The sequence below is a fragment of the Pseudoalteromonas sp. 2CM32C genome, from assembly GCF_023161925.1.
In the GTDB taxonomy this organism is placed as follows: domain Bacteria; phylum Pseudomonadota; class Gammaproteobacteria; order Enterobacterales; family Alteromonadaceae; genus Pseudoalteromonas; species Pseudoalteromonas marina.
This window is the reverse complement of sequence record NZ_JALNTI010000007.1, coordinates 46,192-61,961: the sequence shown is the minus strand read 5'-3', so window position 1 is coordinate 61,961 and position 15,770 is coordinate 46,192. Positions and strand designations below refer to the sequence as shown.

13 protein-coding genes and 1 pseudogene are annotated in these 15,770 nt (G+C 40.8%); 5 read left to right on the top strand and 9 right to left on the bottom strand.

All coding sequences use genetic code 11. From position 1 onward, the window contains the following. Nucleotides 1–48: 48 nt before the first annotated feature. Nucleotides 49–366 carry a hypothetical protein gene (locus MTF67_RS13470; protein ID WP_248519797.1) on the bottom strand — a complete coding sequence of 106 codons (318 nt, stop codon included), beginning with the start codon at nucleotides 364–366 and terminating at the stop codon, nucleotides 49–51. Nucleotides 367–460: 94 nt separating this feature from the next. Beyond that, nucleotides 461–2,224 carry a hypothetical protein gene (locus MTF67_RS13465; protein WP_248519796.1) on the bottom strand — a complete coding sequence of 588 codons (1,764 nt, stop codon included), beginning with the start codon at nucleotides 2,222–2,224 and terminating at the stop codon, nucleotides 461–463. 249 nt (nucleotides 2,225–2,473) lie between these two features. Between MTF67_RS13465 and MTF67_RS13460 the strand changes: the two are divergent. Beyond that, a pseudogene (locus MTF67_RS13460) lies at nucleotides 2,474–3,397 on the top strand (integron integrase). A gap of 282 nt (nucleotides 3,398–3,679) precedes the next feature. Here the strand turns inward: MTF67_RS13460 and MTF67_RS13455 are convergent. From MTF67_RS13455 to MTF67_RS13425, 7 genes are all read right to left on the bottom strand, one after another. Further along, entirely contained in the window at nucleotides 3,680–4,450 is a 771-nt protein-coding gene (locus MTF67_RS13455) for an SDR family oxidoreductase (RefSeq protein ID WP_248519795.1), read from the bottom strand. A gap of 9 nt (nucleotides 4,451–4,459) precedes the next feature. Then, nucleotides 4,460–5,359, bottom strand: a complete 900-nt coding sequence (gene mmsB / locus MTF67_RS13450) for a 3-hydroxyisobutyrate dehydrogenase (RefSeq protein WP_248519794.1) — start codon at nucleotides 5,357–5,359, stop codon at nucleotides 4,460–4,462. Nucleotides 5,360–5,369: 10 nt separating this feature from the next. Beyond that, nucleotides 5,370–6,521 (bottom strand): enoyl-CoA hydratase/isomerase family protein, encoded by a 1,152-nt coding sequence (locus MTF67_RS13445; protein WP_248519793.1) that lies wholly within the window; start codon nucleotides 6,519–6,521, stop codon nucleotides 5,370–5,372. Next, complete coding sequence (locus tag MTF67_RS13440) at nucleotides 6,521–7,306, bottom strand: enoyl-CoA hydratase (protein ID WP_248519792.1); 786 nt, start codon at nucleotides 7,304–7,306, stop codon at nucleotides 6,521–6,523. The genes MTF67_RS13445 and MTF67_RS13440 overlap by 1 nt, the downstream gene beginning before the upstream one ends. Before the next feature lie 10 nt (nucleotides 7,307–7,316). Next, on the bottom strand, nucleotides 7,317–8,474 hold the full coding sequence (locus MTF67_RS13435; protein WP_248519791.1) for an acyl-CoA dehydrogenase family protein: 1,158 nt from the start codon (nucleotides 8,472–8,474) through the stop codon (nucleotides 7,317–7,319). A 134-nt stretch (nucleotides 8,475–8,608) separates the two neighbouring features. Beyond that, complete coding sequence (locus tag MTF67_RS13430; protein ID WP_248519790.1) at nucleotides 8,609–10,099, bottom strand: CoA-acylating methylmalonate-semialdehyde dehydrogenase; 1,491 nt, start codon at nucleotides 10,097–10,099, stop codon at nucleotides 8,609–8,611. A 91-nt stretch (nucleotides 10,100–10,190) separates the two neighbouring features. Then, on the bottom strand, nucleotides 10,191–11,372 hold the full coding sequence (locus MTF67_RS13425) for an acetyl-CoA C-acyltransferase (RefSeq protein ID WP_243533589.1): 1,182 nt from the start codon (nucleotides 11,370–11,372) through the stop codon (nucleotides 10,191–10,193). A gap of 330 nt (nucleotides 11,373–11,702) precedes the next feature. On the opposite strand from MTF67_RS13425, the gene MTF67_RS13420 reads away from it, so the two are divergent. The 4 genes from MTF67_RS13420 to MTF67_RS13405 are packed head-to-tail and all read left to right on the top strand — an operon-like array spanning nucleotide 11,703 to nucleotide 15,770. After that, complete coding sequence (locus MTF67_RS13420) at nucleotides 11,703–12,137, top strand: MerR family DNA-binding transcriptional regulator (protein WP_006794190.1); 435 nt, start codon at nucleotides 11,703–11,705, stop codon at nucleotides 12,135–12,137. Nucleotides 12,138–12,191: 54 nt separating this feature from the next. Further along, a complete protein-coding gene (locus MTF67_RS13415) occupies nucleotides 12,192–13,367 on the top strand; it encodes an isovaleryl-CoA dehydrogenase (RefSeq protein WP_008131008.1) in 1,176 nt (391 codons plus the stop codon). A 10-nt stretch (nucleotides 13,368–13,377) separates the two neighbouring features. Continuing rightward, complete coding sequence (locus tag MTF67_RS13410; protein ID WP_248519789.1) at nucleotides 13,378–14,985, top strand: carboxyl transferase domain-containing protein; 1,608 nt, start codon at nucleotides 13,378–13,380, stop codon at nucleotides 14,983–14,985. A 14-nt stretch (nucleotides 14,986–14,999) separates the two neighbouring features. After that, nucleotides 15,000–15,770 carry an enoyl-CoA hydratase/isomerase family protein gene (locus tag MTF67_RS13405; protein ID WP_006794187.1) on the top strand — a complete coding sequence of 257 codons (771 nt, stop codon included), beginning with the start codon at nucleotides 15,000–15,002 and terminating at the stop codon, nucleotides 15,768–15,770.

Sequence of the window (15,770 nt, the reverse complement as noted above, 5' to 3'; positions counted from 1 at the left end):
TATTGAGAGACCGGTAACAAGTTAGAACGCTGTATAAACTTGTTATGTTTACAATTCGGCTTTTGAACACCAAAACTCTGAATAACTGCCGTTAACCCAGCACTCAACCCGAATTGTGCCAAAATCTCGTTGTGTGTTTAACTCTTCAGAAATGATTACCTTTTCTGATTGAAGCAAATTTGAGACTAGATCGAGATCATCTAAGCCCTCAATTTCGATACTTTTACACGCATCATTGTACTCAACTTGAAACCATAGTTTTAAGTCACCATCGGCACTAACTTTACTCGTTGTTAGGTCACTAACAAACCAAGGCCGTTCAAATTCAAATAATACCCGATAGTTATTCATGTTCTCTGGAAACATAACGCCTTACTAAGCGGCGAAAAATAGTTGGCTAAAATTGCGAGGAACGAGCGCTAGCCAACTGTTTAGCGTCCGTTTGAGTAACTCGTTATACCTAAATTTCACCAAACAATTTATCTATTGATTCGCCCTCAAATGTAGCCCCTTTAACACTTAGGGTTTGTATAAGCATGGAATTCATTATCGTTGTATATTTAAAAGCCTGTTCAATGCTAATTATTTTCCCAGTCTTTGAACCAAGTTGGATGATTCTATTCATTACTGCATCTAAATAGTCATGGATATTTTCAATTAACATTTCAGTATAACTAGGAGTATTACCACTATGAACTATAAGGTTTCTAGCTCTGTAAATACGCCTGATCTGCCAACCTACTCTTAACTTATGTGAAGTAAGACCATCAAGCATATTTTTAGGACTTGAGTAAACGTAACATAGATAATTAAACCTATCCGAAAGAAGATGAAAATCTTTAAATGCAGCTATCAAGACTTTACGTTGTGGCTCATATGATTTTAATGCTAATAGCTTTGCAACTTTTATTGACGAGTTTTCTCCAGAAATACCTTTTAAAATATTTCTCGTTTCTTTTTTATTCCAGTTATATAGATCGCTTGTAAATCTGCTTACTAGCCTTTGATAGTACATAAGGTTCAAAAAAGGCGTGACACTATTAATAATATGCTCAATGTTTGAGGTTTTGTCGTCGTTGCTTGCCGGAATTATTGATTCTAATGCTATCCATAAATTTAGCATTTGGTTTTCTTTTGAATCACTATTCAAAGCTAATGAGTGCAATTCTGCTGATCGAGTGAATACATTAAAAGAATTTGGTTCCAATCCAAACTCAGATAGAAAGTCATTAGCATTCTTAGAAGCTCTTATTAATTTTTGATCTTCACATTTGTGCATTGCATTCGTTTTATTTCTCGACCTTTCAACTGAGTTATCAGTGTGATTAATTATCAAACAATCAGATAACCAGTTTATTTGTTCTTTATGATGAAATAGACTAAAAATCGTACTAAGTATTTCCAATAATTCTTCTGCTTTATTTTTAGCTGAAACTACATCTCTAGCTTTAATTTCTTTCAAGCAGGCGAAGGTTTGCCCCGAACTCTTATTAAAATTATGTTTTGATAGGTTAGCTTTTATACCATTAAGGTCATCCAATAATTCAATCTTGAATGAATCAAATGATTTTTTGTAATGCTTGACTGTGTCAGAGAATTTAAAAATTATTGTGAATTCATGTGGCTTTCCAGAAAAAATATTCAAAAAGTCTTCAACTGCCGCATTACCAGCAATTCTATTTTTATCATAATGAAAAAACTTCTGTGTTACTTCACTTATATATTCAAAGCTATAACCAAGGTTTACTAACGTTGTTGCGTAACTTCTAGTAAGTGTTCTGATTGACCTGAAATCAGTTTTATCACTATTTATTACTTGCGTAAGTAACTCTTCATTTTTCTTTTTGTACTTCTTTAAATAGATTTGCCTTAAAATTAGCTCAACAATGATTTTCTTTTCTGTGTCAGCTTCTTTAGGGTTTTTAAGAACAGAGTTAATTTGCTTTAAGTTAATACTTAATAACTCTTTTGTAACAGGATCTCGTTCTAGGTTCTCACACAGTTCATCAAGTACATGTTGTAAATTTGGCCTTTTTATATTGCCTTTTTCTATTTCCTCAATTACTTCAAGTGCTTCCTCACACAGTAGGCTAGAATTCATAGCCGAAGGCTTATATGTATCTAAAGAAAAATCAAAGAACAACTCATCTAGGAGTTGCGCAAAAAACAATAGATTTACTGAAGTTTCTGGAGCATCCCATTTATCTAACTTTCTATATCTCATCCTGACTCACAACTTCCCTTTAGGTATAACAGCTTTATCAGAGGACACTTTCCTCTTTTTATGAGCAATGCATGTCCCCTCAATTGTTTTTTCATATTAATAACAAATCCTGTAACACATTGCCAGCTTTAAACTTTAAGTCAGGCTGCTCTTTTAATTATATGCAGAAAAGAGGAAAACGTCCTCATTTCTTGACTTAGGAGGAAAAACGCCAATACTGTATGTAAATACAGTTAATTGAGATTTAAAATGAAAACTAAATCCCCTTTTCTTAATAGTATTATCAACTATATGTATAGCCATCACTATGCTAAAAAATCTATTGAAACTTATGTATTTTGGATTACTGCCTATATCCATTTTCATAATAAGCGGCACCCTACCAGTATGGGCAATAATGAAGTAGAAATATTTTTAAATCACTTAACAGTCACTAAAAAAGTGGCAGCGAGAACACAATCAACCGCTTTAAATGCACTTGCTTTTTTATATAAACATATTATTAAGAATGAGCTTTCATTAGATTTAAATTTCGTTAAAAGTAACCGCCAACAGAAACTGCCTGTCGTACTTACACAGACTGAGGTATCGCTATTTTTTAGAAATATAAATAAACGACATTATTTGATAGCAAGCCTGCTCTATGGAAGTGGTTTACGGCTGATGGAAGCAGTAAAAATAAGAGTTCATGATATTGATTTCGACTATAAAAATATACGCATTTGGAACGGCAAGGGTAATAAAAATCGTATTGTGACACTTGCTGAAGAATTAATACCAATGCTAATAAATCAAATAATTCAAGTTGATGAATATTTACAGTTAGATTTAAAAAATGATGCGTGCGCCGGTGTATGGATGCATCATCGACTTAGTAAAAAATACCCAAGCGCTAATAAGTCTTTATAATGGCAGTTTCTGTTCCCATCACATAAATTAAGTACGGACCCTGAAACAGGAGAAATAAGACGTCACCACTTAGATCATTCAGGGGTAAGAAAGGCTGTTAAACTGTCTTCAACAAAAGCACATATTAATAAACACGTTACCCCACATACTTTGCGACACTCATTTGCTACGCATCTACTGCAAAGCGGCGCTGATATTCGTACAGTAGAAACACAGCTAGGTCATAGTGACGTGCGTACAACACAAATAATACCCGCTGTATAGAATTAGTGAGCAATTATAGCGACAGATAAATAGCTCAGTAACAAGGCAAAAACTTAGTTATATAGTTTATCTACATGAGAAGTTTTTAACGCAGTTAATGAGTTATTTAGAGCGCTAAAATGATTAACGTTTTAATACAGCGGGTATCCTACTCATGTACTACAACAAGGTGCCAACGGGGTTGTTAGCCCTTTTTCACGATTATAAATCTCCCCGATTTAAAACAAAAAAGCACAGCCTATAAGCGCCATGCTTTTTAAATTCAAACGTAAAAAACTTAATTTACAAACGAATACCGCCGTCTATTTCAACCACACGGCCGGTAAAAAAGTCGTTTTCGATTATGTATTGTGCAGTATGCGCAATTTCGTCGCTTTCGCCTAAACGCCCTACGGGCGTTACTGCAAGCATACGTTGTTTGGCTTCTGGCTTCATGGCGTCGGTCATGGCGGTGCTTATAACACCTGGTGCAATAGCGCCTACGCGTATACCAAAACGGCCAAGTTCTTTAGCCCATGTAGTGGTTAATGCCACAACACCCGCTTTTGAGGCAGCATAGTTAGTTTGGCCTATGTTACCTGCCCGCGCTACGCTCGACATATTTACTATTACGCCGCCTTTGCCTGATTCAATCATGTGGCTTGCAGCTTCGCGCCCTGCTAAAAATACGCCGGTAAGATTAACATCAATCACTGATTGAAATTGCTCAAGAGACATTTTTTTAACCACTTTTCCGTCTTTAGCTTTTATGAACATGCCGTCACGCAAAATACCAGCGTTGTTAATAAGCACACCAATATGGCCAAAATCATTGTTAATAGTACTAAATACGTGTTCTACTTCACTTTCAACAGTCACATTAGCAGCGTAACCTTTAATTATACCTTTTACGCCTTCAAGCTGGTTTAGTTGCTCGCATGCGTTGTTTAATAAATCTTGTGCCATGTCAATAAGTGCAATATTTGCGCCCATAGCTGCAAACTTTTGCGCCATAGCGAAACCTAAACCTTGCGCCCCACCTGTGATTACTACCGTATTATTTTTAATTTCCACGGTTTACTCCTACTTCGAAAACAATTTAAATATGGCGCTAAAATCATCGCTGCCTGCACCTTGATGCTGAAGCATAGTGTACAAGTTTTTTGCCATTGAACCCATTGGCGTTGATGAATTACTTTGCTGAGCCGCTTCCATGGCAAGACCTAAATCTTTTGCCATTAAGTCAACCATAAAACCTGGCTTATAATTATTGCTAGCCGGTGCTGTCTCCATTACATCTGGACACGGATTATATAACTCTAATGTCCAATTTCGACCTGAGCTTGCAGTCATAATATCGCTCAGAACTTTTGGATCTAACCCGTTATTAATACCCATTTGAATGGCTTCACTTGTGCCTGCCATTAATATGCTAAGCAGCATGTTGTTGCATATTTTTGCAACTTGACCTGCACCAATATCGCCAGCATGAAATATGTTTTTACCCATATCTACTAATACGGTATTTGCTTTTTCGAATGCGGTTTGTTCACCACCTACGATAAACGTAAGCGTTCCTGCCGTTGCCCCGGCTACACCACCTGAAACCGGTGCATCAACAAACCGTATACCTTGCTCGTCAAGTGCATTTCCTACAACACGTGCCGATTCGGCATCAATTGTAGAGCAGTCAATCACTAAGGTGTTTTTGCTTAAAACCTCAATTAGTCCATTGTTACCGTTATTACCTAAATATAGCGATTTAACATGCTTGCCTGCAGGTAACATGCTGATCAGAACGTCGGCATTGGTGGCACATTGCGCTGCATCAACGCCCGCTTTAGCCCCCTGGCTAGCAAGCTCATTTACGACCGACTGGTTTAAATCAAAAACAGTGACTGTGTGCCCCGCTTTTACTAAATTTGCCGCCATAGGGCCGCCCATGTTTCCTAATCCGATAAAACCAATGTTAAGTTTAGTCATCGTCTTTCCTTTATTTTTGTGTTGCCGTGTCTAGGCCATCAAGTGGGTGACGAGTGCCGTAACGATTATCAAAAAAGCTATTAACTACGCTACTTGGCACATCATGGAGTGTTGGGTATTGCCAATTGGGAGCGCCGTCTTTATCGATTAACAGTGCTCTAACGCCTTCTTGGAACTCACCTACTTCACCGGCTCTTACCGACATGCCTAGTTCCATTTTAAAGCAGTCTAAAAGGGTTTTACCTTCACTTGCTTTAAGCTGCTCACTGACCAATGCACAGCTGAGTGGGCACCCATGTTTTAACGATTTTTGCGCACGTTGTAACCACTTGTCGTCGGTGCTTAAGCTTAATAGGTAATCAACTTGCTCTTGCAATGAGGCAAAACTACCTAGTGTTTGAATTGTTTTTAAATTAGCGCTAACGTTTCCTATTGGCATATCGTCAGACTGCGCGTTTAACTCATTTAGTAAATTAGTTAGCACCGTGTGGTTTTCGCTTGCACTCTTACTCCAGCTTGTAGCTAAAATAGTGTTTAGCATGTCGTTGTATTTACCGCTGTCAATAAAGTGATCAGCAAGTGATACAAAACAGGCATCGTCGCAATTAATAGACGCTGACGTTAACCCTAAAAACAAGCCAACACTTTTGGGCATTTTATGCAAAAAATAGCTGCCGCCTACATCGGGGTATAAACCTATTGTTTGTTCTGGCATTGCAATACGTGAGGTTTCGGTAACAACACGGTGGCTTGCGCCAGCCATTAGCCCTAAACCGCCTCCCATTACAATCCCGTTTCCCCAAACAAGAATAGGTTTAACGTAGGTATGTATAAGGTAATCGAGCTTATATTCTTGGGTAAAAAACTCTTCAACTAAGCTTGTTGGTTCACCTTGTGCCATTGCATGATGAAGGCTTACTACATCGCCACCAGCACAAAACGCTTTTTCTCCTGCCCCTTTTAAAATAACCATTGCGATGGCATCGTCGTTTGCCCATGCCTTTAATTGAGGAGTAAGCAATTTGATCATGTTAAAATTAAGCGCATTTAACGACTTAGGTGCGTTTAGTGTAATAAGCCCAATTAAACGGCCGTTGGCTGCGGTTGCCGTCTCAAAAAGTACTGAATCATCCGCTTTATTTAATAAGGTTAAATCACTCATTAGCCATTTACCCATTTTGCTTTGCGCTTTTCTAAAAAGGCATTTACGCCTTCTTTTTGATCATCAGTATCAAATAAACCAACAAATAGTTCGCGCTCTAATGGTAAAATGCTCGCCATGGGTTGGTGGCGCCCTTTTTGAATCAATGTTTTACATGCCGCAACCGAGCTAGGGCTTTGCTCACTTACTTGGTTTGCAAGATTAAGCGCAGCAGCAAAACTCTCACCTTGGCCAACAACCTCTTCGACTAATCCAATGTGCAGTGCTTTATCAGCTTTTAAGCGCTCGCCGCACAAAATCATGCGTTTAGCCCAGCCTTCGCCCACTAACCATGCTAAATTTTGCGTGCCACCTGCACACGGTAATAAACCGACTTTTGCCTCAGGGAGTGCCATTTGCGCTTGTTGTTCAGCAATGCGTATATCACACGCTAATGCAACCTCTAAACCGCCGCCCATCGCATAGCCATTAATGGCAGCAACCGACACGCCTCTAAAATTAGTTAATGCTTCAAACGCTTCGCCAAATACACGCGACATGTCTGCAGCAATGCCTTTGTCACCACTTGCAAATACATTAAGGTCGGCGCCTGCGCTAAAAAACTTATCGCCTTCACCCGTTAGCACTAAGGCATAAATGTTTTTATTGTTATTAAGCGCGTTAACTTTATTTTTTAAATCAATTAAGGTGTCTTTTGTCCAGGTATTCGCTGGCGGGTTAGACATTGTTAAAATAGCAACATGGCCTTCGGTTGTTAACTCAATGCTTGGTTTTGATTCAGACATACCGTGCTCCTTATAATATTTCGCTTGCTGATTCAGCTAAAATTCGACGCGCAATAATCACACGCATTATTTCGTTTGTGCCTTCAAGAATTTGATGAACGCGCACGTCACGTACATGGCGCTCTAGTGGGTATTCTTTTATGTAACCATAACCACCATGTATTTGAAGTGCTTCATTACACACTGTAAAACCAACATCGGTTGCAAAGCGTTTGGCCATAGCACAATAAGTGGTTTTTTCGCTGTCGCCTGTATCTAGTTTAAATGCCGCGAGCCTTACCATTTGGCGCGCTGCTACAAGCTCTGTGTTCATATCAGCAATTTTAAATTGTAACGCTTGAAAAGCAGCCAGCGGTTTACCAAATTGTGAGCGCTCTTTGAGGTATTCACGTGCTGTATTTAAGGCCGCTTGTGCGGTACCTATTGAACAGGTGGCAATATTAATACGCCCGCCATCTAGGCCTTGCATTGCAAACTTAAAACCTTCGCCTTCTGCACCAAGTAAGTTATGTGCAGGAATACGCACATCCTCAAAGCTTATTAGTCGTGTAGGCTGTGCATTCCACCCCATTTTTTCTTCTGCTTTACCGTATTCAACGCCTTTTGCATCGGCCGGTACAACAAACGCAGAAATACCCGCAGCGCCTTCGCCACCAGTACGTGCCATGACCACTAGCACTTCGGTTTCGCCTGCGCCCGATATAAACATTTTAGAACCGTTAATAACGTATTCGTCGCCGTCGCGTACTGCTTTTGTTTTAAGTGAAGCTGCATCTGAACCAGAACCAGGCTCGGTTAAGCAGTATGATGCTAATAACTCACCCATAACTAATTGGTCTACATATTGTTCTTTTATTGCGTCTGTTCCAAAACTTGCAACCATCCAGGTAGCCATATTATGAATAGTGAGCATGGCAGTGGTTGCCGTACAGCCTAGTGCAAGCTGTTCAAAAATAATACTTGAGTCTAAACGTGATAAACCAAGGCCGCCCGCGTCCTCTGGTGTGTATAAACCACAAAAGCCTAACTCACCGGCTGCTTTTATCGTATCTTTAGGAAAAATATGTTCGCGATCCCATTTAGCCGCATGAGGTGCAAGCTCTGACTCGGCAAATTGGCGAGCAGTTTGTGCAAAGGCTTGTTGGTCTTCTGATAAGTTAAAGTCCATGATAGACCTCTTTAGTTGTGTGTTGTCGGTTTTCCCGTATTGGGATTATGAGTGAAGAGCGGCGAAGGCATATTTATGTGTGTGAAAAACCTTCGCGCCCGTCTTTGTTATTATTTTTTGTGTGTGTTTATTAATTATTTTAAGTTAATGCTCATGTTTGGGCCTGACGCTATATCGTCTTCAAACCAACGTGAGGTAATGGTTTTGGTTTCGGTGTAAAAACGAATACCTTGCTTACCATACGTATGAGTATCGCCATAAAAAGAGCCTTTCCACCCCGTAAATGAGAAGAACGGCAGTGGCACAGGAATAGGAACATTAATACCTACTTGGCCTACTTCTATTTCGTGTTGGAATTTACGTGCAACTGCACCGCTTGAAGTAAATAGCGAGGTGCCATTACCGTAAGGGCTTTCGTTAATTAAGGCGATAGCTTCTTCTAATGTGTCTACAAACATACAAGCCAAAACAGGACCAAAAATCTCTTCTTTGTATAAGTCCATTTCTTTTGTAACGTCGGTAAATAAAGTTGGGCCAACCCAGTTACCTTGCTCGTAACCTTCTACACTAAAGTCAGAGCCATCTATTAAACAGGTCGCGCCTTGTTTTTTACCGCTTGCAATAAGCGATAAAATTCGCTCTTTTGCTGCTTTTGACGTTTGTGGGCCGTAGGCTGCGTCTTTGTCATCCCATAAACCTGGGCGTACTTTTTCAAAGCCTGCTTTTATTTCATCTACCCATTCACTTGCTTGACCAACAAATACAGCTACCGAAATACCCATACAACGCTGCCCTGCGGCACCAACAGATGCACCAACAAGGTTATTTACAACATGCGATTTACTCGCATCTGGCATAATTACCATATGGTTTTTTGCACCTACACAGGCTTGAACACGCTTAAGGTTTTGTGTGCCTTTTGAATAAATATAGGCACCTACACCACACGAGCCTACAAACGAAATAGCACGAACGGCTTTATCTTCTAATAACCGGTCTACCTGCGGTTTTGTACCATGTACAATTTGCAGAACGCCTTTAGGTGCACCCGCTTCAATAAATAACTCAGCTAAACGCATTGGCGTTAGTGGATCTTGCTCTGATGGTTTTAATATAAATGTGTTACCACATACTATTGCCAGCGGAAACATCCAAAGTGGGATCATTGCCGGAAAGTTAAACGGCGTAACACCTGCACACACACCCAATGGCTGCATGTAAGAATAGGTATCGATTTTGCGCGCTACGTTCTCCATTGTTTCGCCCATCATCAGCGAAGGTGCATTAGCTGCTTGTTCGACAACTTCAATACCTCGCCATACATCACCTTTAGCATCTTCAAAGGTTTTACCTAGTTCGTGGCAAATAATAGTGGCTAGTTCATCATGGTGTTCTTTTAAAAGCGCCGCATATTTCATCATAATGCGCGCACGCTCAGTAATTGGCACATCTTTCCATGTTTTAAATGTTTCAGAGGCTGAAGCAATTGCCGCATCCATTTCTGCATCAGTGGTACACGGAACCTGAGCTAATACTTCTTGGTTTGCTGGGTTTATAACATCGATTAATTCTTTTGAAGCCGATTGAATAAATTCGCCATCTATTAATAGTGGAACTTGGTGCATGGTTAAATCCTATTGTATTAGTGTGTTAGTTTTAAAAATAACGCAGCTTTATTATTGTTATGTTGCTGCGTATTTTTAATGTGATTGGTACTTAGTAAGCTTCTACTGCCATTGCAACGGCTTCACCGCCACCAATACATAAAGAAGCAACGCCTTTTTTAAGGCCTCGGTTTTTAAGAGCGTGAATAAGCGTAACCAAAATACGTGCGCCACTGGCACCAATTGGGTGGCCAAGTGCACATGCCCCACCGTTAACATTTACTTTGCTTTCATCAAGCTTAAGCTCGTTTATTGCAAGCATTGTTACCATGGCAAAAGCTTCGTTAATTTCCCAAAGGTCTACATCAGTTGTTGTCCAACCGGCTTTTTCGAGCACATTGTTCATTGCACCTACTGGTGCTACCGTAAATTCGCTCGGTTTTTGAGAATGTGTGCTGTGCGCTACAATTTTACAAAGGGGTGTTAAACCGTGTGCTTTTGCTTTTGACTCAGTCATTAAAACGAGGGCTGCGCCACCATCCGAAATAGATGATGAGTTAGCAGCTGTTATAGTGCCGTCTTTTTTAAAGGCAGCACGTAAACTTGGGATTTTTTCTGGGCGTGCATTACCTGGTTGCTCATCAACCGATACCGTTACATCGCCTTTTCGTGTTTGAATTGTGTGCGGTGCTATTTCGTTTTCAAAACTACCGTTTGCAATTGCGGCATTCGCTTTGCTTAATGAGCTGAGTGCAAAATTATCCATTTGCTCACGGCCAATGCCATATTCGTCGGCGGTATCTTGTGCAAAACAACCCATGGCTTTATTGTCGTATGCATCTTCAAGGCCATCACTCATCATGTGATCTTTGATTTCGCCATGGCCCATTCGCATTCCGCCACGCGCTTTTGGAATAAAGTAAGGGGCGTTGGTCATACTTTCCATACCACCAGCAATAGCTGTTTCTATAGAGCCTGCTTTAATTAAATCGTTAGCAAGCATGGCGGCTTTTAAACCTGAACCACATACTTTATTAATGGTGGTAGCACCCGTGCTTAAAGCTAGCCCTGCTTTTAACATGGCTTGACGAGCTGGCGCTTGACCTAAACCAGCAGGGAGTACACAGCCCATAATTACTTCGTCAATTGCATCGGTTTTTAAACCAGTTTGCGCTAATGCACTTTTAATAGCCGTTGCACCTAATTCAGTAGACTGAGCATCGCTTAGCCCGCCCATAAAGCCACCCATAGGCGTACGTTTTGCTGCTACAATTACCACTGATTCTAAAGACATAGCTAACTCCATTGTATTTAAGGGTAAATAGTTGTTAGAATATTTACTCTATTAATTGTGTTTTAAATTATTAATTAATAACCATACACAATACTAACGTTTACGCTAACGTCAACTAAAAACCGTTAAAATTATACTTTCTTATCTGTAAGGTTTCTTTGCCACCTTTGGCTCTTACAATCTAAGTTAAAATTAAGTCATTGTAATTAAATAATTTAAATTACAAATACTGCAAACCACTTCGCTTATATTTATTTCACAACAGCCAGCACTTTACCTTTACGTAAACTTCACTTATATTGGAGTTATTCGAATGAGGTAATTACAATTATGAAACCAGATAATCAAACAAACTTTGCAAGTTCCGCCACTATACCGACCAGTAATGAACAAACTTTTAGCATTAGCGATTTAGCTAAAGAGTTTGACATTACAACTCGCTCTATACGCTTTTATGAAGACCAAGGGCTTTTATCACCTGAGCGTAATGGGCAAACACGTATTTACTCAAAGCGCGACAAAGTGCGCTTAAAGCTCATTTTACGGGGTAAACGCCTAGGCTTTACGCTTGCCGAAACGGGCCGTTTGTTTGAACTGTACGACGCTGATAAATCAAGCGCTAAACAACTAGTCACTATGCTAGATCTGATTTCAGAGAAAAAAGCCGACCTTTCGCAGCAAATGGACGATATTAAAGTTGTCCTAATGGAACTGGTTACTGCGGAACGACGCTGTAGAGACACACTGAATAAAATAGACGAGTAGTTTATTTTTAAAATAAAAACACACTAATAACACACACTCACACAGGAATGAATCATGAGCACTATTTCACTTTATAAAGAGATGAACTTTGGTCTTGGCGAAACCGCCGATATGATCCGCGACCATGTAAATAGTTTTTCAAGCCAAGAAATTGCGCCACTAGCTGAACAAACCGACATTGACAATACATTTCCAAATCAACTTTGGCCGCAAATGGGCGAAATGGGCGTGTTAGGCATGACCGTTCCTGAAGAGTTTGGTGGTGCGGGCTTAGGCTATTTAGAGCATGTTATAGCAATGGAAGAAATTAGCCGTGCAAGTGCGTCTATAGGCTTGAGCTACGGTGCGCATTCAAACCTGTGTGTTAATCAAATCAACCGTAATGGTTCACAAGCACAAAAAGAAAAATACCTACCAAAACTTATCAGCGGTGAACACATTGGTGCGCTTGCTATGAGTGAGCCTAATGCGGGCTCTGACGTGGTATCGATGAAACTTAAAGCTGAGAAAAAAGGCGATAAGTACATTTTGAACGGTAATAAAATGTGGATCACGAATGGCCCGGATGCAGACACACTGGTTATTTACGCTAAAACCGATTTAAACGCCGGTGCTAAAGGGATCACTGCATTTATAGTAGAGAAGACGTTCCCTGGTTTTTCAACCGCACAAAAGCTCGACAAACTTGGCATGCGTGGTTCAAACACCTGTGAGTTAGTATTTGAAAACTGTGAAGTGCCTGAAGAAAACATTTTAGGTAACTTAAACGAAGGCGTAAAAGTACTTATGAGCGGCCTAGATTACGAACGTGTTGTATTGGCTGCAGGCCCCCTTGGCATTATGCAAGCATGTATGGATATTGTTGTGCCTTACATTCATGAGCGTAAACAGTTTGATACCCCTATTGGGCAATTTCAGCTTATTCAGGGCAAGGTTGCCGATATGTACACACAAATGAACGCTGCTCGTTCATATGTTTACACGGTAGCTAAAGCCTGTGACCGCGGTGAAACCACACGTAAAGATGCTGCTGGCGCCATTTTATATGCCGCCGAGCTGGCAACCAAAATGGCACTGGATGCGATTCAAATACTAGGTGGAAACGGCTACATAAACGAATACGCAACGGGTCGATTACTACGTGACGCTAAACTATACGAAATTGGCGCCGGCACGTCTGAAATTCGCCGCATGCTAATTGGTCGCGAACTTTTCACTGAAAGCCGTTAAGGATTAGATTATGACGATTTTAAAATCGAGCGTTAATCCTCACGATCCTACTTTTGTGCAAAATCATAAAAACATGTCGGCGCTAGTGGATGATTTACGCGATAAAGTTGCCACAATAAGTTTAGGTGGTGGGACTGCTTTAAAAGAGCGTCACGAAGGTCGCGGTAAATTATTTGTACGCGATCGTATTAGTACGCTAATTGACGAAGGTTCACCATTTTTAGAAATTTCTCAATTCGCTGCATTTGGCGTCTATGAGCAAGCTATCCCGTGCGCAGGTGTCGTAGCTGGTATTGGCCGTGTAAAAGGCATTGAATGCATGATCATTGCAAACGATGCCACGGTTAAAGGCGGCACCTACTTTCCGCTTACTGTTAAAAAACATTTGCGAGCACAAGACATTGCAGAGCGATGCCATTTACCGTGTATTTATTTGGTTGATTCTGGCGGTGCTAACCTACCTGAGCAAGATGATGTATTTCCCGATAAATTACATTTTGGCCGTATTTTTTACAATCAAGCTCGAATGTCAGGTAAAGGCATTCCTCAAATTGCAGTGGTAATGGGGTTATGTACTGCTGGTGGTGCTTATGTACCGGCTATGGCAGATGAAAGCATAATAGTGAAAGAACAAGGCACCATATTTTTAGCAGGCCCGCCGCTTGTAAAAGCGGCAACAGGTGAAGAAGTAACGGCTGAAGAGCTTGGTGGTGCTGATGTTCATTGTAAAACATCAGGGGTAGCTGATCACTTTGCTGAAAACGACGAGCATGCGCTGTCTATCGCACGCCAATGTATTGAACGCATTAATTACACACGCCCTACTGCACCGTTATTAAAAGATATAAAAGCGCCTCGGTACGATATAAGCGAACTTTACGGCATAGTGGGTACCGACCTTAAAAAGCCATTTGACGTACGAGAAGTCATTGCCCGAACAGTTGATGATTCATCGTTTGATGAATTTAAACGCTACTTTGGTGAAACGTTGGTAACCGGTTTTGCAAGCATTTACGGTAACCCTGTTGGCATAGTGGCTAATAACGGCATTTTATTCAGCGAGTCGGCTCAAAAAGGCGCACACTTTATTCAACTGTGTGCACAACGCAATATCCCACTGGTTTTTTTACAAAATATTACCGGCTTTATGGTAGGTAAAAAATACGAAGCCGAAGGCATTGCAAAACACGGCGCTAAAATGGTGATGGCGGTTTCGTGTGCCGATGTGCCTAAATTTACGGTACTTATTGGCGGCTCTTATGGCGCTGGTAATTACGGTATGTGTGGCCGCGCATTTGAACCAACCATGATGTGGATGTGGCCTAATGCCCGTATTTCAGTCATGGGCGGCGAGCAAGCCGCAGGGGTAATGTCCCAAGTGAAGCAAGACGGCTTAGCGCGAAAAGGCCAGAGTATGACCGATGAGCAAATTAGCGAGTTTAAAAAGCCAATCATTGAGCAATACGAAGAGCAAGGCCACCCATATTATGCCAGCGCGCGTTTGTGGGACGACGGTATTATTGACCCAGCCGACACACGTAACGTATTAGGACTTGCCTTATGTGCTGCTAAAAATGCACCAGCGCAAGATTCTCAATTTGGCGTATTTAGAATGTAACCGGAGCGCAGTAAATGTCAGTAACACTACAAATAACAAAATCTAATGTGGCTGTACTTGTTTTAAGCCGCCCTGAAAAAAGAAACGCATTTAATAGCGAAGTAATTCACGAATTAATTCAATGCATTGAACATGCAAATACGCTTGATATAAAAGCGCTCGTGTTAAAAACAGAAGGCAAACACTTTTCAGCCGGAGCAGACTTAGCCTGGATGAAATCCATGGCTGATAACAATTACGCCGATAATCTTGCCGACTCTATGCAACTTGCAAAACTAATGCAGGTTTTAGCCACCAGCCCTCACCCAACCGTGTGTGCTGTTCAAGGCGCTGCATTTGGTGGTGCGTTAGGCTTAATTGCCTGTTGCGATATTGCACTGTGTAAAGATGATGCTCAGTTTTGCTTAAGTGAGGTTAAACTTGGGCTTATTCCTGCGGTAATTAGCCCGTATGTAATTAAAGCCATAGGTGAGCGCGCTGCTCGTAGATATTTTTTAACTGCCGAGGTGTTTGATGCCCACACAGCCAAACAACTTGGGTTAGTTCATCAAGTAACCGGCAATTTAGACTGTGCGCTTGATAACATGTTGCAAACACTGATTGATAACGGCCCTGTTGCAGTCAAAGCCGCTAAAGCTTTAATTAATGATGTGGCAAACAAGCCTATTAGTGAACAACTTATTGAGCTTACGGCCGAACGTATTGCAAAGATTCGTGTATCTGATGAAGGCCAAGAAGGGCTTAGTGCTTTTTTTGATAAACGCCCACCCGCTTGGCAACTGTAG

Excerpts from the sequence above, each read along its gene's own strand:
- MTF67_RS13470 (WP_248519797.1), bottom strand. The coding sequence starts at position 366 with ATGTTTCCAGAGAACATGAATAACTATCGGGTATTATTTGAATTTGAA.
- MTF67_RS13465 (WP_248519796.1), bottom strand. The coding sequence starts at position 2,224 with ATGAGATATAGAAAGTTAGATAAATGGGATGCTCCAGAAACTTCAGTA.
- mmsB (WP_248519794.1), bottom strand. The coding sequence starts at position 5,359 with ATGACTAAACTTAACATTGGTTTTATCGGATTAGGAAACATGGGCGGC.
- MTF67_RS13445 (WP_248519793.1), bottom strand. The coding sequence starts at position 6,521 with ATGAGTGATTTAACCTTATTAAATAAAGCGGATGATTCAGTACTTTTT.
- MTF67_RS13440 (WP_248519792.1), bottom strand. The coding sequence starts at position 7,306 with ATGTCTGAATCAAAACCAAGCATTGAGTTAACAACCGAAGGCCATGTT.
- MTF67_RS13435 (WP_248519791.1), bottom strand. The coding sequence starts at position 8,474 with ATGGACTTTAACTTATCAGAAGACCAACAAGCCTTTGCACAAACTGCT.
- MTF67_RS13430 (WP_248519790.1), bottom strand. The coding sequence starts at position 10,099 with ATGCACCAAGTTCCACTATTAATAGATGGCGAATTTATTCAATCGGCT.
- MTF67_RS13425 (WP_243533589.1), bottom strand. The coding sequence starts at position 11,372 with ATGTCTTTAGAATCAGTGGTAATTGTAGCAGCAAAACGTACGCCTATG.
- MTF67_RS13420 (WP_006794190.1), top strand. The coding sequence starts at position 11,703 with ATGAAACCAGATAATCAAACAAACTTTGCAAGTTCCGCCACTATACCG.
- MTF67_RS13415 (WP_008131008.1), top strand. The coding sequence starts at position 12,192 with ATGAGCACTATTTCACTTTATAAAGAGATGAACTTTGGTCTTGGCGAA.
- MTF67_RS13410 (WP_248519789.1), top strand. The coding sequence starts at position 13,378 with ATGACGATTTTAAAATCGAGCGTTAATCCTCACGATCCTACTTTTGTG.
- MTF67_RS13405 (WP_006794187.1), top strand. The coding sequence starts at position 15,000 with ATGTCAGTAACACTACAAATAACAAAATCTAATGTGGCTGTACTTGTT.